This window comes from Gloeotrichia echinulata CP02, from assembly GCA_038087035.1.
GTDB classification, from domain to species: Bacteria; Cyanobacteriota; Cyanobacteriia; order Cyanobacteriales; family Nostocaceae; genus Gloeotrichia; species Gloeotrichia echinulata.
The window spans coordinates 6,291,248-6,312,576 of the sequence record CP051187.1; the positions used below are offsets into that span (position 1 = coordinate 6,291,248).

Here is a 21,329-nt window from a genome sequence, read left to right on the forward strand (position 1 = left end):
CCTTATTTAATACTTAGATTAGGTAAACCTGCAATTTCTACGGGTAGACTCAAACCGCAACCAAACTTTTTTAAACCGCCTTTATTGGGAAACCATTTTTTGTCCCATTCCCACCAAGACATATTTAAAGGTTTGTCTAATACATACACACTTCCCGGTGGAACTGCATAATGTCCACGGCCTAATTTTCCACCAGTGATGTAACGATATGGTATTGCTTTATCAGTTAACAGTTTTAAGTTGGCTTCTTGAAATACTGGATTTTGTGGATAGCGATAGGAAAAGCGCGTTGAACCCCAAACACCTGGTGTAATTAAAGCAAACCCATGTTTAATTGGTTCTTTTAATATTTCTAAAGTCCTTTGTTTTTTAATTGTTTGTGACTCAATTTCCACTATGTGATTTTCACCGCCAAATCTATACCATCCATCTGGCAATTCATGGGTTGATAAGTAAATTAAACAAGAGTCTTCTGGCATTTGCACAGCGTTTTCTAAAAATAACCCATCATTAGGTAATGTATGCCGTTCTTCTGGCTTCATCTGGGGATGTAGGATAGATACATAGTCCCAAGGATGGTTAGCAGTTGTAGGTTTTTGATTGTTCCATGAAGTAATAGTCTGCCAAGTAAAAGCAGGTTCTAATTTATCTTCATGTTCTTGATATTTAATTTTTCTTTGCCAATTACGTTGTGCATTTAATACCCATTCGTCTATTTTGTTGTCTTTGGCAATAATTTTATGCCAAGGTATTGGTACATAAAAATCTTGCTCGTAACCAGATTTAGCCCAAAAAGGGCCTGCTATGTATAAATTTTCTTTCAGTTCCTTTTTGATGTCTTCTTTACCCCAATTAGCGCTAAAAAATAATCCAGAAACAGTGGCTGCACTGGGGGGAAATTTTTCTCCTGAACGTCCTACAAGGTTTTCTGGAGACAAAAACGCGCCTGCACTACCATATAAAAAACCTAATGGTCTAATGATGATAAGGTATGTGAACATAAATACCACCCAACTGTAATTAAATCTTCAATCCAATCAATCATTTCCTGGGCTTTTTTCGATAGCGAAGCGTCATTATTAGCACCAACTATATATTTTTCATCTTTCTTTAATTTATCTTTATAGCTAGGGAAGTAAAGCTCAAAAAAATCGAGGATAGCGCTGAGATTATCAATTATTTGCTGACCATTAAATGTTTGGCTATCAAGGTTCCTGAGTCGCCGATTTTCTGCTAAACCGAAAGCATGACGACTTTTGAGTTGTGCTAAATCACTGTAAACGTGACTCCAATTAGGCAAATATTTTTTATCCCGTCCCTTGCACTCCCATGTCGCAAAGTTTATACCATCTCTGTCTTGATATTGCTTTAAAATATGCAAATAATCCCAGGGACAAGTCCAATCAATATACTGTCCGCTATTAAAGACAATTCTAATTGTGACTCGATCACGTCCTAAAGATTTAGCTCTTTTCTCGGCTTCTCGACAATGTTGCAGTATATCCCTTTGGGGAACGCTACCGGCTACCCACACAAACCCCACACTTAAATTAATATCTTGCCCATGTTCTCGCCATTTATCTCGTAATGTCATTAACCATTCAAAAGCATGTAAACCGGGAATGGGCTTTTGAGGATTTTTACTATAAATTATGCCTAAAAAATCATCACCGCCTGCGTAAATTACTCTTCCTAATCCTTTGGGGAATTGTTGACTAAAATTTTTACCCCAATTACCCATGTCATAACTAAATTTTGTAATCTCCTCTGCAGCATTTTCTTTTTTCGCTAAATCTTTGAGGTGATTACCAACTTTATCGCCATCACCCATAAACCAGCCTGTCCATTGTCCGGGTGTATCTTTAGTTGGTTTGCGTTTAATTTCTTTAAAGCCTTTCTCTAGTTGCTCAATGCCTATTTTTTGGGCTATTTCATACCATGTCACTAGGCGTTTGACTAATTCGGGAATACTCAGTTGTTCATTAGGTGCAATAAATTTACCTTCTGGGTATTCTTCCTCTACTTCTTCAACAATTTCGGTGATTTGTGCTAGCGCTGTATAAAACTCTTCAATTTCTTTCTTTTCAGAACGAAACGAGAGATTTTTAGGATTTCTCCCCGCGCCACCCAAACCAGGAAAAGCAATGCCATCGGTACCTGTTAAACTAGAACTCTCACCAATCCAGTTAACTGCAGTCCAGCCACGGGAAAGTTTGCGAGTTTCTAAATTATCCATCGCCGCTCGAATACTCTCCCCTTCTCCCCAAAAGATTTCCCAGGTATGGTTTTCCCAGTTTGTCCACTCCCTCTCCCAACGGTAGGTATAGTCTGGTAATTTCCTTTCTATCCAAGTGCGACATTCTTGTAATATGCTTTTCCATGCAGATAACAGGGTGTTTTCTACCTGGGTTGGCGAAAAATCTCCCTTAAGAAGGATGCGGTTTGGCATTCCTTTTTGCAGGTTGACGAGTGCAGGGGAAATTACAGTTGTGGTTTTTTCAGCTTCTTTTACTAGCTGCTGGCTGAGATAAGAGAGAATCAGAGATGCACCGTACAAGTCTCGAAGTTTACGCGATTTTTCGATAAATCCTTGTACGGGAGCAAAGGTAATTGCTGTATAGTTGGTCACGTTTACCATATTTGCTAGATGCATTCTTGTCTAATTTACAGTATAATTTTGTTTTTTTAAATCAGTATTTATGCTTTTTAACGTTTTTGGACTGGGAATTTGCTAGCTAAGGCTTGAGAGGTGTTTTAGGCAGTAAACAAGTAAAAAAGCAAGCTAAATATAGCGGTTCCCATTCAGATGCGGTACAACATTATATCCCGCTTGTGTAGGGGCACGGCACTGCCGTGCCCTTACGGGTGTACCTAACTAGGTCGAGAAACACTATATGTACATTTAATATGTAAGTAATATGTGCATTTTTTGACTTATGTAACGCTGGGCAAATTCATGTGACATTTATATCTTGCCGGATAACTCGCTGGTGTAAAGTACTTTTCATGCGAATGACGAAACTTTTTTGGCTATCTAGCCACGGTGCCCGCGCCCCTACCAAGGTCTTGCTTTAAAATGAGGATATGAGTTAATGATGTTGGTTTTCCGTCAACCAGTAGGTGTTGGGAAATTTGATGCAATTTTTCTGGCTCAAAACCTTATGCTATCTGCCTTTGAATGCTCTCTCTACAAATTTGAGATTGACGGAAATCTTGAAACCTTTGTCAGTTATGCTTTTGAGGTGATTTTTAATCATTGCATCTTGACTAGCTATTGGCTGAAATGCTACTTTTATTCCAGGTCTACGGAATTGCGTCTGGAAACTCTTGCTCTGTAATGGTTTCACAAGGCTGCACTCGCTTCTCTTTTTGAGGAGCGGAATTAATGGAAACGAGCCTCAGACAATCTTACTTCTGCTTGTTGATTCTCGCTTCTCTTTTTGAGGAGCGGAATTAATGGAAACGTTATAACAGCCAGCTTCTATAGCCCGGTGCAGCTCGCTTCTCTTTTTGAGGAGCGGAATTAATGGAAACATGCATCGAACGGGAATTTCATCCAGACATCAAAATCTCGCTTCTCTTTTTGAGGAGCGGAATTAATGGAAACTTAAGTTGCTCAAAATAAGCTATGAATTCTCTTTTCTCGCTTCTCTTTTTGAGGAGCGGAATTAATGGAAACATTCGGGATTAAAATTGTACCGTTTCTTTCTGGCTCGCTTCTCTTTTTGAGGAGCGGAATTAATGGAAACTGCGCCAGTCTTCAGCCCACAAGAAATTAATTTTTCTCGCTTCTCTTTTTGAGGAGCGGAATTAATGGAAACAAATAAAAAATTTTACCCAATGCTGGGTGAAAACTCGCTTCTCTTTTTGAGGAGCGGAATTAATGGAAACCTCTATCCTCCACATCTCCTTGGATGGAACTTCCTCGCTTCTCTTTTTGAGGAGCGGAATTAATGGAAACCAAAAATCTATTGTCGCAACCGATTCTTGCAATGTTTTCAACTCGCTTCTCTTTTTGAGGAGCGGAATTAATGGAAACAACATATCCACCACCACACCCTGTTAACAACCTTCTCGCTTCTCTTTTTGAGGAGCGGAATTAATGGAAACCAGTGATGTAAAACGGTTCACAATTGCAACCATAGGCTCGCTTCTCTTTTTGAGGAGCGGAATTAATGGAAACGGGCATCGCAACAATGAACTTTTTGATATGCACAGCTCGCTTCTCTTTTTGAGGAGCGGAATTAATGGAAACTCTAATTGTGTTTTGTTGTATTCGCGCAAGGCAAGCTCGCTTCTCTTTTTGAGGAGCGGAATTAATGGAAACCAAAATGTGGCTATAGTCCAGTTCTCCAGCCACTCGCTTCTCTTTTTGAGGAGCGGAATTAATGGAAACTTGTATCTTGAGTATCCGTAAATAGCCTTACTGGCTCGCTTCTCTTTTTGAGGAGCGGAATTAATGGAAACTTAAACTCATCGATTAATTCAGTCATTTCTTCTCTCGCTTCTCTTTTTGAGGAGCGGAATTAATGGAAACAAAGATAATAGTCACTACTCTTTGTTCTTGGTCGTCAACTCGCTTCTCTTTTTGAGGAGCGGAATTAATGGAAACCTATCACGATGAACTCATTCTTGAGGGTGAAATCTCGCTTCTCTTTTTGAGGAGCGGAATTAATGGAAACTTCGATAGCCTCGCCTAGATTCTTCCACAGCCCGCAGCTCGCTTCTCTTTTTGAGGAGCGGAATTAATGGAAACTTTCGATGTTCAAATTAATTCCTAGTGCTTTCACTCGCTTCTCTTTTTGAGGAGCGGAATTAATGGAAACGTTATACCCATGCTTGTTCAAGTAGTAAAACAACCTCGCTTCTCTTTTTGAGGAGCGGAATTAATGGAAACATACCCACCATATTGTCTGTGGTCTATTGCACCGCTCGCTTCTCTTTTTGAGGAGCGGAATTAATGGAAACAACAATAAGTTGACGAGTAGTATTGTTTGGGTATCTCGCTTCTCTTTTTGAGGAGCGGAATTAATGGAAACGAATCCCACAGGCAGTAAGCTTTTTTAGGTAATTCGACTCGCTTCTCTTTTTGAGGAGCGGAATTAATGGAAACGGAAGAGGAAATTATATCATCGGGTGTATCAACAGCTCGCTTCTCTTTTTGAGGAGCGGAATTAATGGAAACGATCCAAGATGCCAGCGTACTTGGCGCACTCTTCTCGCTTCTCTTTTTGAGGAGCGGAATTAATGGAAACAAAGCTAGATTCTTCTCTAATTTCATCTTTAGCCACTCGCTTCTCTTTTTGAGGAGCGGAATTAATGGAAACTTATTTCTGATGATGAATTCTTTAGAAGTAGTGATAGCTCGCTTCTCTTTTTGAGGAGCGGAATTAATGGAAACTAATTACAAAGGACTTAACCAGGACTTTGTAGCTCTCGCTTCTCTTTTTGAGGAGCGGAATTAATGGAAACACTGTTTTCTCAGCAGACAGTAAGGGCACGGCAATGCCGTGCCCCTACAATATATATATGTGGCGAATAGCATCAAAACAACCCACAGCAATTAGGTCTGCCCAGCATTTTCTCAACCTACAATATGTAGCGGTTCTCGGTTGAGTCCAATACACTCGTAAGGGCACGGCAATGTTCCCTACAATATTATATATTCGCCGTCAACTGCAGATGATTTATAAAAATAAAAAATGGTGCGTTAGGCGCAAACTGCCAAATTTGCTGGCGGTGTTGTCAAATTTTAGCGCCTAACACACCCTACTATTTGCTATCTTGTTGCTTTCAGTCATCAATACCCATTTGATGTAATAATTACTCAATATGATTCAGATGATTACACACCATGAGCAAACAATATAAAATATATCTAGATGCTTGTTGTTTGAATCGTCCATTTGATGACCAAACGCAATCCCGTATTTATTTAGAAGCGCAGGCAGTTATAACAATTCTAAATCAATGTCAAACAGGAACTTGGAAATTAATTGCCGAATTAAATCAAATACCTGATTTAGAAAGACTACAAAACGTCAAAAAATTACTCTCTATTGCTAAAATCAAAGTTATTAGTAGTGCCTTTATTGAAGACAGAGCGGCTCAACTCCAAAAATTAGGATTTTCTAGCTATGATGCTTCCCACATTGCCAGCGCCGAAAGAAGTCAGGCAGATGTATTTTTAACAACAGATGATAGACTATTCAAAAAAGCGCAGAAAAATTCTCAATTAATAAACGTTAAGATTAATAATCCCATTCAATGGCTAGCTGATGTCATACAAGCTGAGGAAAGTAATGATGAAAACGCAAAATGAAATTATCAAACAGGGCTACGATGCTTTAATCAATTCTCTAGGAGTTGCCGATACTATTCGCTTTATTCAATATTTCAGTTCTGGTAAGGGAGATTATACCAAAGAACGTCATCAATGGCTAGATGAAAAAACTTTGGCAGAGGTGTTAGTCCAGATGAAAGAATTGCCAGAAGACGACACCAATCAATATGACCAAATTATATAGATTAGGTAGGGGCGCAAGGCCTTGCGCCCCCACGAGGATCTGTGGTTATATTCCTTGCTCTGCAGCTATTGAGCAAGTGCCTGTTGAAAAGTTTTGAGCGCATCTACATGATTTACTATATTTATGCAACGTAATAATAAATCCAAATCAATTCCTTTGACTTCTTCACTACTGTATATCCTTTCATAGTCGAGGGTGTTACCATCTACGCGCAGGTGATACACCTCTAAAACGCCATCTTCCCACAACCAAACTTCGGGAATCTTCAGCCGCTTGTATGCTTCGAGTTTATTGATACCCCCACTGGTGAACACCACTTCGATTACCAAATCGGGACGCACTCGACCAGGCGCAAGTTTATAGGATTCATCAGCTTCTCGCTTGACGGAGACTCCTTCACTTTCCAGGGTCATTGAGCCAGTTGGGGTAAAGTCAAACCCAGCCATGAGCAGGTATAATTCTAATAAGGCAGCAATTCTCTTCTTAACGGTTTCGTGTGGTTCTCCTGGCATTCGCCGAATCTCCAATAATCCATCCAGAAATGAGAAGCGATATCCAGGACGCTCTAACAATTGCTCAACGGCTTTGAACTCTCTCCAGGTCAGTCCCTCAAACAGAAGGGGTGATTCCTTTGTGGGTATAGCAACTGTTGCTGCGGTCATTTACGTCTCCAGTTTGTTTCCAGATGAGAAATCATACTCTTGAGGGCAATTATCTGATTCTAACATCTTTGTTTTTCGCAAATCTCTACAAGTTGTCAGATTTGCGACTTTTTCAACAAGTTGGGAATCTTGCAACCCAGCACACTTGACTTAACAGACTGGTATTTTGACACTCCATCGCCGTAGAACGGCGAGGATTCTTGGTTCACAGTCCAATCTTAACCTCGCAGGATTGCTCCAACGAAGCCAGAGGATCAAACTCCCCAAGCTTATAAGATCCCGTGTGCCCCACGGTACTTAATCCTTTTTGCAGGATGTTGATAGCCGCGTTGATATCTCTATCCTCTACATACCCACAATGAGGGCATACATGGGTTCTAGTAGACAAAGATTTCTTCACTTTGAAGCCACAGTTAGAGCAATTCTGGCTAGTATTGTGAGGAGCAACAGCAATAGTTATTTTCCCGTATTTATAACCAAAATAATCTAACCACTGGCGAAACTTTGACCATCCTGCATCACTTATCGACTTGGCTAGACGCCGATTTTTCACCATGCCTTTAACATTTAAATATTCGTAGGCTACTAAGTCGTTAGACTTGATTAAACGGAGTGCCACTCTCTTGACGAACTCTTCTCGCTGCCTACTTACTTTTAGATGCTTACGGGCATATCGGTTGTTAGCTTTGTGATAATTTCGAGACTGTAGTTTACCTTTTTTGTACTTTTTAGACTTTTGGCGATTGATGCGGTTTAGCTGTTTTTCACCTTGGCGGTAAAACTTTGGATTGGGTTCAATATTGCCTTGACTATCTGCAAGGAAATACTTAATACCCACGTCAACACCCACTGCTTTTTGGCTAGGGGTTAATGGCTCTACCGGATCTCTGGGGTCTAATTGTACCGAGAATTGTACATAGTACCCGTCAGCACGACGTACAATTCTGACTCGCTTAATCTGCTCTATTTGGTAGAAGTTTAAATCTCTAGTCCCTATCAGCTTTAGCTTGCCTATTCCTTTCTTGTCCGTGAAAGTAATATGCTTGAGGTCTGATGATAGTTTCCACCCGGAGACTTTATATTCAACCGAGCGAGTATTTTTCAAGAACCTGGGATACCCTTTTTTACCAGGAATCGCACGCTTGCAGTTATCGTAAAAACGGTTAACTGCTTTGAGGACTCGTTCTACAGCAGTTTGGCAGGCATGAGAATTTAGTTCTTCTACAAACTTAAATTCTTTCCTTAACAACGTGTTATATCTAAACATTTCCGTCTTGCCAACACCACGATTATCCATCCAATAACGCAGCACTTTGTTGCGGACAAATTGAGATGTCCGGATTGCTTCATCAATGGCGGATATTTGTTGTTGTTTTGGTTTGACTTTATACTCGTAGCTCAACACGTTTGATACTGGCTTGTATGGTATCAAGTGCTATAATAACACAAAGCCGTCCTAGAAGGACGGGGCTTGTATCCCATTAATTTCGGTCAGTATTAATTCCTCATTCGTCAGGGTTTGTGAGGTTTCTCATCCCCAATCGCCAATCCCCAATCCCCAATCCCCAGTCCCCAATCGCAGAAAATGACATAATTTCCGTAAATGGGACTGTCCTGGTTGTAGCAATTAATAAAAACCCTCATTCATCCTTCACCACCATGCAGGTCTATTGCACTAAACAACATGCAAATAATGGGAGTAACCGCTTTTGTACTCATTGCGGTGAACCATTGCCTCTTCCTGTAGGGCAGGTTGTGGATCGGCGCTATCGGATTATACGTCAATTAGGTCAAGGGGGTTTTGGACGCACTTATTTGGCTGAGGATCAAAATCAACCCCATCAACAGTGCGTGCTGAAGGAATTTGCACCCCAAGTACAACAACCGCAAGATTTACACAAAGCTAAGGAGTTGTTTGAGAGGGAGGCGAATGTCCTCAAAAAACTCCAGCATCCTCAAATTCCCCGGTTTCACTCGTGGTTGCAAGAAAAGTTAGGCGGTAAGGATTATTTCTTTTTAGTGCAAGATTATATAGATGGTGATAATTGTTACCAATTGTTAGAACGGCGTCAAGCTCAGGGGCAGGCTTTTAGTGAGGAGGAAGTTCTCAAGCTGTTAAAAAATATTTTACCAGTTTTATCCTATCTTCACTCACAAGATGTGGTTCATCGCGATATTTCCCCCGATAATTTGATTTTACGACGTGGGGATGATCTACCAGTGCTGATTGATTTTGGTGGGGTGAAGCAATTACCGGCTTCTCAAGGTTTCTGGTTTACCCAGTTGGCTATCAATCATACTTTGTTGGGGAAAAAAGGTTATGCACCAGAAGAGCAGTTACGCCAGGGTAAAGTATTTAAAAGTAGTGATTTATATTCTTTGGCGGTGACGGTGCTGGTGTTACTAACGGGAAAGGAACCCCAAAAACTTTATGACAGCTATCAGGGGATTTGGCGCTGGGGGAAGGAAATAAATGTGAGTCCGCAACTGGAAGCTGTATTCAAAAAGATGCTGGCGTATAAACCAGGCGATCGCTATCAAACTGCTGATCAAGTTCTCAAGGATTTACCATCGCAAATGTCTACTAAACCTGCAAATTCTCAGATTACCAAGATTAAGACGATGATAGTTGCTCCTGGAGCAAAACGCGCTCAAGCTGTGGCGACTAAATTTCACAACAAAACTCAATTGGTTGTGCAAAATTTACCAATACCTGTATGGCTGCGTCCCTTTGGCGTCAGTCTGGTGGGGACTACTGTAGTTATTTTAACTGTAGCAGGTACTTGGGCGCTGGTAAATGCAGCCTTTCAGGGAATTTCTTCGATCTCTGTACCACCAATTTCTCTACCAACATTACCTACGCCTAGTCCGTCAGTGAGTCCAGGAAAAAATCGTGATATCCAAAAAATCTTAAATCGTCGTCAACAGCTAGAAATTCCTGACGGATTTTTTACGCGGATGGTAGATAGTTTGTTTTATACGAAACATCCTGAATTAAAGGGACGCAGCTTGACATCTAAACCAGAAGATGTAGCTTTACGGGATGAATGGTCAGGTATCGCCGAAGACTTGCTGAATAAATTAGAACAGGCGAAACTAACTACAGCATCCCGTCGAAAGCTGGGAAGCTATAGTCAACAAGATGTCACTATCTGGACGCAGCAAGCACAAGCAGGAAAGTTAGGTAAATATACTACAATTGAAAAACTAAAAACAGACACCTATAAAAAATTCGCTCCCTTGTTTCCCGGTCAACAGCGTGGGAACCTAAATCAAGCGACTTACGGTCAAATTTGGTATGCGATCGCAGCTGATCAAGTAAGTAAAGTACAATCTGACAATTGAGATGGGTATTGGGCATTGGGCATTGGGCATTGGGCATTGGGCATGGGAGAATTACAACAATCAACAATTAACAGTCAACAGTCAACCGTCAAAAGTCAACCACCAACCACCAACCACCAATCATGAATTCCCTTTATTGCACCAAAGGTCACGAAAATCCTGCTGGTAGTCGATTTTGCCTCAATTGTGGTGAGAAGTTGTTGGATACGCCTTCCGGTTATGGTATCCAACCGGGACAAACTTTGGGCGATCGCTATGTGGTTGTGCGTCAATTAGGTCAAGGTGGTTTTGGTCGGACTTATTTAACGGAAGATGTCAACCGCTTTCGAGAACTTTGTGTTTTAAAGGAATTCTCTCCCCAAGTTCAAACCCCCTACGTTTTACAAAAAGCTGAAGAACTGTTTCAGCGAGAAGCGAGTGTTCTCTACAAGTTACAACATCCCCAAATTCCTCGCTTTCGCGAACTGTTCCGCACGAATTTTCAGGGGAAGGAATACCTGTTTTTGGTGCAAGATTTTGTCGAAGGACAAGCTTACAGTTCTTTGTTAAATAGCCGTCAACAGCAAAGTCGTAAGTTTACGGAAGCTGAAGTACGTCAACTATTACTACAAATTTTGCCGGTGTTGGAGTACATCCACTCAGTAGGCGTGATTCATCGAGATATTTCTCCCGATAATTTAATGCTTCGCACTGCAGACCAATTACCGGTGTTAATTGATTTTGGCGGTGTTAAACAAGTAGCCGCAGTTGTCGCTTCCCAATATTATCAACCCGGTGAAATGAACGCGACCCCAGCCGGAACTCTCCTGGGTAAGGTGGGATTTGCACCCCCAGAACAGATGCAAACTGGGTTGGTGTCTCCCCACAGTGACTTATATGCTTTGGCGGTGACGATGTTAGTTTTACTGACAGGTAAATTACCCCAAGAATTAATTGATACTTACAACTTGACTTGGCAATGGCAACGAGAAATTAGCCTCAGTCCCAGTTTAGGACAGGTATTGGATAGAATGCTATCCGCCCGACCAGGCGATCGCTATCAATCAGCCCGTCAAGTCCAAGAAGCACTCAACCCTTCACAAGTTACCTATCCCCCTACTCAACCCCCCGCACCCATACCCAAACCCACTTCAGCCACAGTCGCTGTCTCCCCCCCTCCCCCCATCTCCCCATCTCCCGTCCCACCCTCTCCCCCTCCCTCCAACCCCTGGACACCAACCCAAACCTTCCTCACAGTGCTGGTGTTGGCTAGTGTTGGGGGATTCGGTTTGTGGGGAGTGAATAATTTGTTACATTCCCCTGGCGGCGATAACGGGGGAAGTACAGTCACATCAAGTCCCACCGTCACTAATACAGCAGAGGCGCAATATTCACCAGAAGAACGACGACGTAAAGAAAAATTGGATAATCGTCGGCAACAGTTGGGTATTGACTCTAATTTCTATGTAAAATTGGTGAATCAACTGTTTTCCCAAAAAAATCCCAATTTACAGGGACGGACTTTGAGCGATCGCCCCGAAGATGAAAGTTTACGCGCCGAATGGGATGAACTAGCCGCAGACATACTCGATAAACTAGAATCATTGAGTACCAAAGCGCGTCAACAACTAGGTACTTACACCGGAGCCGAACTCAACAGATGGAAGGTGGAAGTGAACCAAATCAACGTTGGTAGTCGTTCTTTATACGATTTAGGGGATGCAGCTTTTTACAAGCTATTTCCCGAACAGCGCCAACAGAATTTTATCGATCAGCCTATTGGACAAGTTTGGTATGGGTTAGTCAGTGATAAACTCAGTGCAATACTAGCTGGTAGTGCGTTTGAAAAAGTTGTGTTTGACAAAGATGCAACGGGTAAAACAGTTAGTGGGACTTTGGAACCTGGTACTGGTAAAGTTTTCATCGCTGGATTGGCGAAAGAACAAGATTTGGAAGTCAAGTTAAACGCCAATGCGAAAGTTTTGTTGTCTATATATTCGCCTTCTGGGAAAATCCAATTTTTAACAGATTCTAGAGAACGCAGTTTATCAAAAAAACTACCAGAAAATGGATTTTATGAGTTTGTTGTGGTTTCTGTAGGGTCACAACCTTTAAATTATGAACTCACCATTACAGCGATAAGTCCCATCCCCGAACCATTACCAACACCAACTGCGACGGAAACCCCTACACCGACACCGACGCCTACAGATACGGTGACACCGATATCGGAACCGACGGATGGACCTACACCTACCCAGGGTAATTAGGGGAAAAGTTATTTTTCGTGTTCTTTAAGTAATGAGTAAGGAGTAATGAGTTATGAGTTATGAGTTATGAGTTATGAGTTATGAGTTATGAGTAAGGAGTAATGAGTAAGGAGTAATGAGTAATGAGTAATGAGTAAGGAGTAATGAGTAAGGAGTAATGAGTAATGAGTTATGAGTAAGGAGTAAGGAGTAATGAGTTATGAGTAAGGAGTAATGAGTAATGAGTTATGAGTAATGAGTAATGAGTAATGAGTAATGAGTAATGAGTAATGAAAAAGTTATTAAGATATTATTCCTTTCCCGCTGGAAGATTACCGAAATAATTTTGATATCACGCAAAGGCGCATTCGCGGAGCGTCTGTCTTCGACACGCTACGCGTAAAGCCTGCGGCATAGCTCCGCTTACGCGTAGCGTCCCGCAGGGAACGTAGAGAAGAAGGAAAATTATAGGTAATCTTAGACCGTGAAGGGAGTAACAACTTCAATCAACAAGTTGAAAGAAAAATAAAAAATAATCCACTCATTACTCCTTACTCCTTACTCCTAACTCCTAACTCCTAACTCCTAACTCCTTACTCCTAACTCCTTACTCCTAACTCCTTACTCCTAACTCCTTACTCCTAACTCCTAACTCCTTACTCCTTACTCCTAACTCCTTACTCCTTACTCCTTACTCCTAACTCCTTACTCCTAACTCCTTACTCCTTACTCCTTACTCCTAACTCCTAACTCCTAACTCCTTACTCCTTACTCCTTACTCCTAACTCCTTACTCCTTACTCATTACTCCTTACTCCTTACTCCTAACTCCTAACTCCTAACTCCTAACTCCTTACTCCTTACTCCTTACTCATTACTCCTTACTCCTAACTCCTAACTCCTAACTCCTAACTCCTAACTCCTAACTCCTAACTCCTAACTCCTAACTCCTAACTCCTAACTCCTAACTCCTATTACTCCTTACTCCTTACTCCTTACTCCTTACTCCTTACTCCTTACTCCTTAGTCCTATAACTTTATAAATTTTCCCAGCTAGGCCAAGAGTCAAAATGCAGCTAGCACCGCTGTTTCCGATTTTTTACCGCCTTCTCCAACCGACTTTTCCTAATTGTCTTTGGGGAGGCGATCGCGATTTGAAAGCGATCGCGCTGACGTTTGATGATGGACCCCATCCCCAATACACCCGCCAAGTTTTGGCTATTTTAGACCATTACAAGGTGACAGCGAGTTTTTTTTGGTTGGGTGCTTGTGTCAACGCTTCACCGGGGATTGCCAAAGAAGTGTGCGATCGCGGACACTGGATTGGATTGCATGGTTATGATCATCGCTCTTTTCCCATGCTCTCCCCGACTGAACTCCAGGACAGTTTAGCAAAAACCCAAGTTGCAATCTACAATGCTTGCAACCTGCTACCCGCACAAGTACTGGATGTCCGACCTCCCAACGGTTTATTTACACCCCAGACTTTAAAATTATTTCGTCAGTGGAATTACCGCCCAGTTATGTGGAGTGTTGTACCAGAAGACTGGGTACTACCAGGAGTCGCCACTGTGGTAAAGCGAGTTCTCAATCAGGTAGAAAATGGCTCGCTGATTGTTTTGCATGATGGGTTTTACGGCGGTCAAGATGTTGCAGCCACAATCCAAATCTTGATTCCTCAACTACTACAACAAGGCTATAAATTTGTGACTGTTGATACTTTGTGGCAGATGGCTCAAGGGAATGATCACTGATTTTTTCGCCTGCTAGGGTAGGGGATCTAGGCCTTGCGCCCCTACTGATATGCTGACAATATTTGATTACTGACGCACCCTACAGCAGTTTCAGTTGCTCTTAGCTTTTCGCTTTTGAACAATATCCCCATCAGGACTGGTGGTGGAGACAGATTCTGCAGTTCCTAATAGATGATGTATTTCACGTGAACAAGAGCTATCATCCTGACAACAAGTAACTGGTAATCTTTGGATCAGTACTGGCTGCGGTGGTGTTTTTTGTTTTGGCGTCGATTTAGTAGCCAAGGAAACTGGTAAATCCCACTTTGTCACCCGACATTCTAACGGACTGAGTTTCCGATTCCCCAAGGATGGCATACGCACCAGGAAAATTAATAGCACAACAGGTAGACTGATGCTAATACCCCCAAGTATTTTTCTCATCCCAAAAATCGCCATATCCTATTACTACATGTAAATATTCCCCAAACCCTTACCAATGATAAACCAATACGGTTCAGTTAGAGCCAAAAACCTTGACCCATGTAGGTTGGGTTGAGGCTTTGCGAAACCCAAAATTTGGCGGGTTTGTTGGGTTTCGTTCCTCAACCCAACCTACAATTTTCCTTAACTGAACCGTATTGAATGATAAACGACAAATTACTCATTCATATTATGATAAGTAGCAACTGCAGAAGGTGATATCCGGTTCAAGTAGCGGAAAATCCAGTATTTGAAAATGGTATCTAAAATCACTGGGAACGTGGCAATAAATAAGAAGATAAAATCTCTATTTTCTGCTAAACCCCAATGACGTGATATACCTTCGAGAATGACTTCCCAGCCATGAGGAGAGTGGAATCCGACAAATATATCAGTCAGCAAAATGATAATAAATGCCTTAGCACTGTCACTGAGACCATAGACAATATTATCGAAAAATTCTTTAACCACAGCTATCGAAGACTTACTAACGAGCAAAAACCAGATGAAAGCACCCACCGAAAAAACATCTGCAAATACATTTTTAATCGCATCCGAGCTTTCGTGACGAAATTCCTGAGCAATCTCACCAGCTTTTTCTTTCAAGTGGTTTTCCATCTCTTCAGGAGATATTGGAGGTGCTTTAGTAATGAGATTTTCAAATCTGATTTTTTCTTCGACTCTTTGCAGTTCTTCCAGGGCTTCTTCTTCCATTTCAGCATTCAGGAATATTTGGACTGCTTCCGAATTTCTAAAATGTTGAACAAGCGGACCCACTATTAATGCTTTTGATAGCTGATGAGTTAAAAGAGGGATAATAATTAATAGTAAAACAAATCTAATAGATATGACTGTTCTTTTTTGAGCCTGACGGAAATTCTCAACAACATCTTGTTCAGAATTTGGATCTAATTCAACTTGCAGACGAGCAACAGTATTGAAAATCGATCTGGGTAATATCCCAATTGTATTGGTTTTACTCCGCCTCTTTTTATTTGCAGCTTGATTGGGAATATTTGGCTTTAAAGGTTGAATATTCCCAGTTTGAGATATACTATCTGAAGGCTTTTCACCTAAAGATATGGAACTTGTTTGCTCATCGACTTTAGTATATTTTGACGTAACTTGATCAATGAATCTTAATTTCTCTAAAATCAAGGAAGAATTAGGATATTCTATACCAGCCTTATAAGCAGCTTTTTGATTCTCCTCGTTTAAGAACCAACGGCTACTTTTAAACTCTGTCAACCGCATCCGCACAAGTTTCAATTGTTGTTTCAAGTCAGACTTAAAAAAATCAATGACGTTGCTGGTGTATATGCTTAATTTACAGTCTATTTTATTACCAGCAAAATACTCGTCTTCCATTTCCTTAATTTTTAAAGCCGCCTTGTAAGCCTCATCCAGAGAACGCTCTGGTGTGCGTAAGTACCAACGGTAAGCAGCCAGTAAGAAAGGGTAAATTTTTTGACTAAATACAGAGTTATTCATCGTTGGTAATCATCCAGCATTATTTGGTGATTCTTAACCTTAAGTTAACGCACAAGGTATACTAAATCTACTAAGGAGACAGTTTGTGGTTTCTCATTCTGTTTGGATTGTTGGTCCTAGTCGCAGTGGTAAAACTACTCACTTGGTGGAGCAGCTTTGTCATTGGGTACAAAGAGGAAATCAAAATCCTGAATTATTTTATACCAAAAAAACAGGAGAAGAAATAGGCAATATCATACCCAAGCCTTTATATCTTCGCCTAACAGAACCAGGGGTTTTACTCCTAGCTGCTAATGATGATAATCGCCGGGAGTTGGGCGATAAAATTGTGACAGCCACTCTGGGTAAATATCCGATTCGCGCCAAAACACCACTAGGTTTTTTTCAGGATGAAGTTATTTTATTTTGGCCATTGTTAATTGAGTCGTTGCAGATCAAAGCGCAATTTCCGGTAAGATTACGCCCAGAAACTGAGCAGGAATTAGCGACAAAACTTTGGCGTTCCCAGTTAGACGCAGAAATTTTGCGTCTTGCGGGAGTGAATGAGTATCGGTTGGTGCGGCGCATTTTGGATTTATTGCAATTAGCAGCTTATAGTGGTACCCCGTCCTATCAAATGGCTCAAATTTTGTCAAGTGGCTTAGAGGACAATGGTATAAATTTAGAGTCAGAATTCCTCGCATCTTTGTTACTAGATTGGCGCAACTGGTGTTTAGAAAAGGGATTGCTGACTTATGGAATTATTACGGAACTCTATAGTCAGCACTTGTTAACTAATAAAAATTATCAACAGCATTTGGCTAAACGCTATCAGGCAGTACTAGCGGATGATGTAGATGATTACCCTGCCATCGCACGGCACCTATTTGAATTCTTGTTAGATCGAGGTGCTGTCGGGGCGTTTAGTTACAATCCTGATGGTGCTGTCAGATTAGGTTTGGGAGCAGACCCCAACTATTTAGAAGGTTTAGCTGTAAGGTGTCGAGTAGAAACCTTGGATGCACCATTTTCAGAGTCTCTAGCAAATAAGCTAGCTAGACCAATGGTAGAACTAGTCACAGAACCGATGATAACATTAAGTTTACCAGAAACTGTACAATCAATTGAAACTACCTCCCGCGCCCAATTGTTACGGCAAACCGCAGAGGTGATTGCCGATGCAATTAAATCTGGGCAAGTGGAACCAGAACAAGTGGTAATTATAGCACCAGGTTTAGATGCGATCGCCCGTTATACCCTGATAGAAATACTCAATAAGCAAAACATCCAGGTTGAACCACTTAACGACCAACGCCCCTTAATTAGCTCACCTGCAGTTCGCGCATTGCTCACCATGCTTGCTCTAGTTTATCCCGGTTTGGGACGCCTCGTAGATCGCGATGCCGTAGCAGAGATGTTGGTAATCTTGAGTAGACGACAAAAAACAGTAGATAACCCTTCACAACTCAGCAGTGAGATTGACCCGGTACGCGCTGGTTTGATTGCAGACTACTGCTTTGTACCACATCCCGATCACCCTAAATTGCTACCCGTCACAGCCTTCGAGCGCTGGGATAGAATCGGCTATGCCAGCACCACCGCCTATGGTCAGATATTAAAGTGGATAGAGAAACAGCGATCGCAAGCTCAAGAGCGTCTCCTTCCCAATCCCATCTCTTTATTATATCTAGCAATTCAAGACTTTCTGTGTAAGGATAGCAATCCACCCTACGACCAATTAGCAGTCCTGCGGGAATTACTCGAAACCGCCCAACACTACTGGGAAATTAATGCTAGACTGCAACAAAGTAATTCAAAATTATCTCCTCACTCCCCACTCCCGACTATTATTGCCGAATTCATTCAACTACTACGACGTGGTACCATCACCGCCAACGCCTACCCCATGCGTCCTATGGGCACAGCTTCCCAGGCTGTCACCTTAGCAAACATCTTCCAATACCGTTCTAGTAGACGATTTCACCATTGGCATTTTTGGCTAGATGCTGGTTCACCCCTCTGGGCTAAAGGTGGTGCGGCGACTTTGTTCGGTGCGCCATTATTTCTGAAAGAAAGGTTAGGCGCACCTTGGACCGCAGAAGATGACAAATTAGCTCAAGAACAACGACTCAGAAGAATTTTGACAGATTTGCTGTCTCGTGTATCCGAGAGAGTTTATTTGTGTCACAGCGATTTGGCTGTAAATGGGCAAGAACAATTAGGACCTCTGTTACCCTTAGTTCATGCCTGTGTGTCTGTGGTTTCTGAGCCTGTAGATACCTAAAGTTAGGATCATGTTCGGATAAATACTTGTCATAAGTGAAATCTAGAATATGTCTGATAATTCGTCAAAATGGATGCGAAACTTGCCAGGTAACGCATCCAGTTAAATCAGATCTATTGTGTAGGGTGCGTCAAATTTCAGATTTTTCGCATATTTCGCACCCTACTAAAGTCCCATCTCCTTGACATACTCCCTGATCTGAAAGTTCAGGGATTCTGGATTCAAACAGCAATAGCAGGCATAGCCCGTCTTACATCACCTAGCCCGACAGACAATGCCCTGCCTGTTGCCACTATTTTACCAAAAAGCCGTCCTAGAAGGACGGGGCTTTAGACTCAGTTTTTTTGGTAAATCCTGTTGCTAAACAGTAACTTTACAGAAAATTTGCCAATGCCAGCTTCGTTTTTACAAAAACTTTACATAACACTAGTCTTTTTACACAAAATTTTTATTACATTAATTACCTAGGGATAACACTTACTTCAATAAAAACTCACAAAACTTGGGTTCATTGGTTTAATCCACGGCACATACTCGTGAAGTGTTATATGTGCTACATGGCACAACCTAAAAGTAAGTGAGCAATTTTTGAAGCAATTTTTCATACAAAAACCTATTTAACTCCAACTTTTTTGGCGTTACCAAACCCACTATTGCAATGAGCATAACTAATTTAACCTCAGTCAAATTCCTCAAAATTGAACCATTATGGCTGTTGAGTATTGCTGCTGGGCTACAGGCAATTACTCTGACCTTGGTTTGGCGGGCCCACGATGTCGGCCATTTGGGAATGAGTTTTCTATTTTTATTTGCTACAGGTTCCCTATTGTGGGATAAACGCGATCAATTGCGCTTCGAGAGTGATGTATTCTCCAGTGTAGTAGGCTTGCTTCTAATTGGATGGGTACTCTGGGAGAGTTCGACGCTGAATGTAGAATATACCATGCGTCTGTTCCCTTTCACATCTGCCCTGGGTGTAGCCTTGCTGGCTTCTGGCTTTAAGGGATTAAAGCAATATTTGGGGGAACTAATGATTCTGTTTGTCCTGGGGATACCAAGTTTAGTTAGTGAACTATTGTATGAACATTCTATCTTTGATCTTTCCCCCTGGAGTGCCAAAATGGCTGGTTTTCTTTTATGGTATTCAGGCTTTGATGTGAAATTACAAGGCATCTATCTGTCTGTAGGACAAGGGAGCGTCAAGGTTGTTTATAGCTGCTCTGGCGTTGATACCATCAATTATATCTTGGGTATAGCAGTAATTGCTCTGTCCATGTTCCCCATCGCCCGCAAAAAGAACTTCTTTGTGCTGATATTTGCCACTCTCTTGGGATTTGTACTCAATGCCATTCGGATTGCTCTGCTGGCAATATTTGAAGGCACAAACAAAGAGGCTTTTCATAGCTGGCATGGGGGAAATGCTTCTTATTCTTTTGGTATAGCAGGCATCCTGATTTTTGGGCTATTCTACATGTTATTACTGAAACAAGAAGAGCGACAAATTCAGAAGACTCAAAAGTCATCAGGAATTACGCACTAGGCTATTTGTGGAGATCGGGCATTGGGCAGTAGGAGCGTGTTTTAGATTTTTACAGACACATGGGGTCTTGCTCGTACCCCAAAAAATCTAAAATCGAAAACTTGTACTGAGCGTTCGCGCAGCGTCCCGCAGGGAAGTCGTTGGCGTAGCCTCTGTCTACGACACGCTACGCGAACGTAGAGAAGTATCCAAAATCTAAAATTCGGAGGGTCAAGACTCAAGGGTTGGTTAATATTTTGACTCTTGACTCTTGACTCTGGACTGTGGACTAAACCCAAGCGATCGCAAAATCGTTAAAATATTAAGTAAAGTAAAGATATTTATGAGACATCAGAGTCAAAGAAAATGGGAATATTTGGATTCGGTAAGAAGTTAGCTATGCCTACTCCTGAGCAAGCTTTACCAGGAAGGTCCCAGGCTTTACAGGTACCCGATGCTCACTATGTCAACGGTAATCCGCTCAAACCACCTTACCCCGGTGGATTAGAAAAGGCAATCTTTGGCTTGGGCTGTTTTTGGGGTGCAGAACGTAAATTCTGGCAACTTAACGGAGTTTACACCACTGCCGTAGGTTACGCTGCAGGTTTAACGCCCAACCCCACCTATGAAGAGGTATGTAGCGGTTTGACTGGACATAATGAAGTAGTTTTGGTGGTGTTTGACCCAACAGTAATTAGTTACTCCCAACTACTCAAAGTCTTTTGGGAAAGCCACAACCCCACCCAAGGTATGCGTCAAGGTAATGACAGTGGCACTCAGTACCGTTCGGGTATTTACGTGTATTCTGAAACTCAGAAACAGCTAGCCGAAGCATTGCAGGAAGCTTATCAGCAAGCCCTGAACCAAGCAGGTTATGGCAAGATTACCACAGAAATCCTCGATGCGCCTGAGTTCTACTATGCAGAAGGCTACCATCAACAGTACCTGGCTAAAAACCCCAATGGCTATTGTGGCTTAGGTGGGACAAATGTTGCTTGTCCTGTGGGAATTGTTCAATCACAAGTCAGTGGCTAGTGCTTGATGCTTCGGCTGAGTAATGACCACCACCAGTAGGGGCG

At 41.8% G+C, this 21,329-nt stretch carries 15 protein-coding genes and 1 CRISPR repeat array; of the genes, 9 read left to right on the plus strand and 6 right to left on the minus strand.

The genetic code is table 11. The features are described 5' to 3' along the window. Window positions 1-2: 2 nt before the first annotated feature. Window positions 3-1,001 carry a CRISPR-associated protein gene (locus HEQ19_28030; GenBank protein ID WYM02754.1) on the minus strand — a complete coding sequence of 333 codons (999 nt, stop codon included), beginning with the start codon at window positions 999-1,001 and terminating at the stop codon, window positions 3-5. Next, the gene (locus tag HEQ19_28035) at window positions 968-2,638 is read right to left on the minus strand and encodes a type III-B CRISPR-associated protein Cas10/Cmr2 (GenBank protein ID WYM02755.1); all 1,671 of its coding nucleotides are present in this window, start codon (window positions 2,636-2,638) and stop codon (window positions 968-970) included. Before HEQ19_28035 ends, HEQ19_28030 begins: the two co-directional genes overlap by 34 nt. Window positions 2,639-3,092: 454 nt before the next feature. Here HEQ19_28035 and HEQ19_28040 point away from each other — a divergent pair, with 454 nt between their 5' ends. The 3 genes from HEQ19_28040 to HEQ19_28050 all read left to right on the plus strand — a co-directional run bounded on the left by HEQ19_28040 (window position 3,093) and on the right by HEQ19_28050 (window position 6,527). Beyond that, entirely contained in the window at window positions 3,093-3,338 is a 246-nt protein-coding gene (locus HEQ19_28040; protein ID WYM02756.1) for a hypothetical protein, read from the plus strand. 18 nt (window positions 3,339-3,356) lie between these two features. After that, window positions 3,357-5,472: a CRISPR direct-repeat array (repeat unit 37 nt; unit sequence CTCGCTTCTCTTTTTGAGGAGCGGAATTAATGGAAAC). 382 nt (window positions 5,473-5,854) lie between these two features. After that, window positions 5,855-6,322, plus strand: a complete 468-nt coding sequence (locus tag HEQ19_28045) for a PIN domain-containing protein (protein ID WYM02757.1) — start codon at window positions 5,855-5,857, stop codon at window positions 6,320-6,322. Further along, window positions 6,306-6,527: a hypothetical protein gene (locus HEQ19_28050; GenBank protein WYM03669.1), complete on the plus strand. Its 222-nt coding sequence runs from the start codon at window positions 6,306-6,308 to the stop codon at window positions 6,525-6,527. The genes HEQ19_28045 and HEQ19_28050 overlap by 17 nt, the downstream gene beginning before the upstream one ends. A gap of 65 nt (window positions 6,528-6,592) precedes the next feature. Here the strand turns inward: HEQ19_28050 and HEQ19_28055 are convergent, their stop codons facing one another. Both HEQ19_28055 and HEQ19_28060 read right to left on the minus strand, forming a co-directional pair. Then, complete coding sequence (locus tag HEQ19_28055; GenBank protein WYM02758.1) at window positions 6,593-7,189, minus strand: Uma2 family endonuclease; 597 nt, start codon at window positions 7,187-7,189, stop codon at window positions 6,593-6,595. A 205-nt stretch (window positions 7,190-7,394) separates the two neighbouring features. Continuing rightward, window positions 7,395-8,594, minus strand: a complete 1,200-nt coding sequence (locus HEQ19_28060; protein ID WYM02759.1) for a transposase — start codon at window positions 8,592-8,594, stop codon at window positions 7,395-7,397. Window positions 8,595-8,848: 254 nt separating this feature from the next. On the opposite strand from HEQ19_28060, the gene HEQ19_28065 reads away from it, so the two are divergent. The 3 genes from HEQ19_28065 (at window position 8,849) to HEQ19_28075 (ending at window position 14,515) form a co-directional block, all read left to right on the plus strand. After that, window positions 8,849-10,534, plus strand: a complete 1,686-nt coding sequence (locus HEQ19_28065) for a serine/threonine-protein kinase (protein WYM03670.1) — start codon at window positions 8,849-8,851, stop codon at window positions 10,532-10,534. Window positions 10,535-10,656: 122 nt separating this feature from the next. Continuing rightward, on the plus strand, window positions 10,657-12,783 hold the full coding sequence (locus HEQ19_28070) for a serine/threonine-protein kinase (protein WYM02760.1): 2,127 nt from the start codon (window positions 10,657-10,659) through the stop codon (window positions 12,781-12,783). Window positions 12,784-13,831: 1,048 nt separating this feature from the next. Next, window positions 13,832-14,515 (plus strand): polysaccharide deacetylase family protein, encoded by a 684-nt coding sequence (locus tag HEQ19_28075; GenBank protein ID WYM02761.1) that lies wholly within the window; start codon window positions 13,832-13,834, stop codon window positions 14,513-14,515. A gap of 90 nt (window positions 14,516-14,605) precedes the next feature. On the opposite strand, the gene HEQ19_28080 is transcribed toward HEQ19_28075, so the two are convergent. Both HEQ19_28080 and HEQ19_28085 read right to left on the minus strand, forming a co-directional pair. Further along, window positions 14,606-14,938 carry a hypothetical protein gene (locus HEQ19_28080; protein WZI67043.1) on the minus strand — a complete coding sequence of 111 codons (333 nt, stop codon included), beginning with the start codon at window positions 14,936-14,938 and terminating at the stop codon, window positions 14,606-14,608. A gap of 216 nt (window positions 14,939-15,154) precedes the next feature. Continuing rightward, a complete protein-coding gene (locus tag HEQ19_28085) occupies window positions 15,155-16,468 on the minus strand; it encodes a proton extrusion protein PcxA (protein WYM02762.1) in 1,314 nt (437 codons plus the stop codon). Between the two features lie 85 nt (window positions 16,469-16,553). Between HEQ19_28085 and HEQ19_28090 the strand changes: the two genes are divergently transcribed. The 3 genes from HEQ19_28090 to msrA all read left to right on the plus strand — a co-directional run bounded on the left by HEQ19_28090 (window position 16,554) and on the right by msrA (window position 21,285). Next, a complete protein-coding gene (locus tag HEQ19_28090) occupies window positions 16,554-18,731 on the plus strand; it encodes a recombinase family protein (GenBank protein ID WYM02763.1) in 2,178 nt (725 codons plus the stop codon). A 658-nt stretch (window positions 18,732-19,389) separates the two neighbouring features. Beyond that, the gene (gene crtA / locus HEQ19_28095; protein ID WYM02764.1) at window positions 19,390-20,271 is read left to right on the plus strand and encodes a cyanoexosortase A; all 882 of its coding nucleotides are present in this window, start codon (window positions 19,390-19,392) and stop codon (window positions 20,269-20,271) included. Window positions 20,272-20,616: 345 nt separating this feature from the next. Further along, complete coding sequence (gene msrA, locus HEQ19_28100) at window positions 20,617-21,285, plus strand: peptide-methionine (S)-S-oxide reductase MsrA (GenBank protein ID WYM02765.1); 669 nt, start codon at window positions 20,617-20,619, stop codon at window positions 21,283-21,285. Window positions 21,286-21,329: the final 44 nt, after the last annotated feature.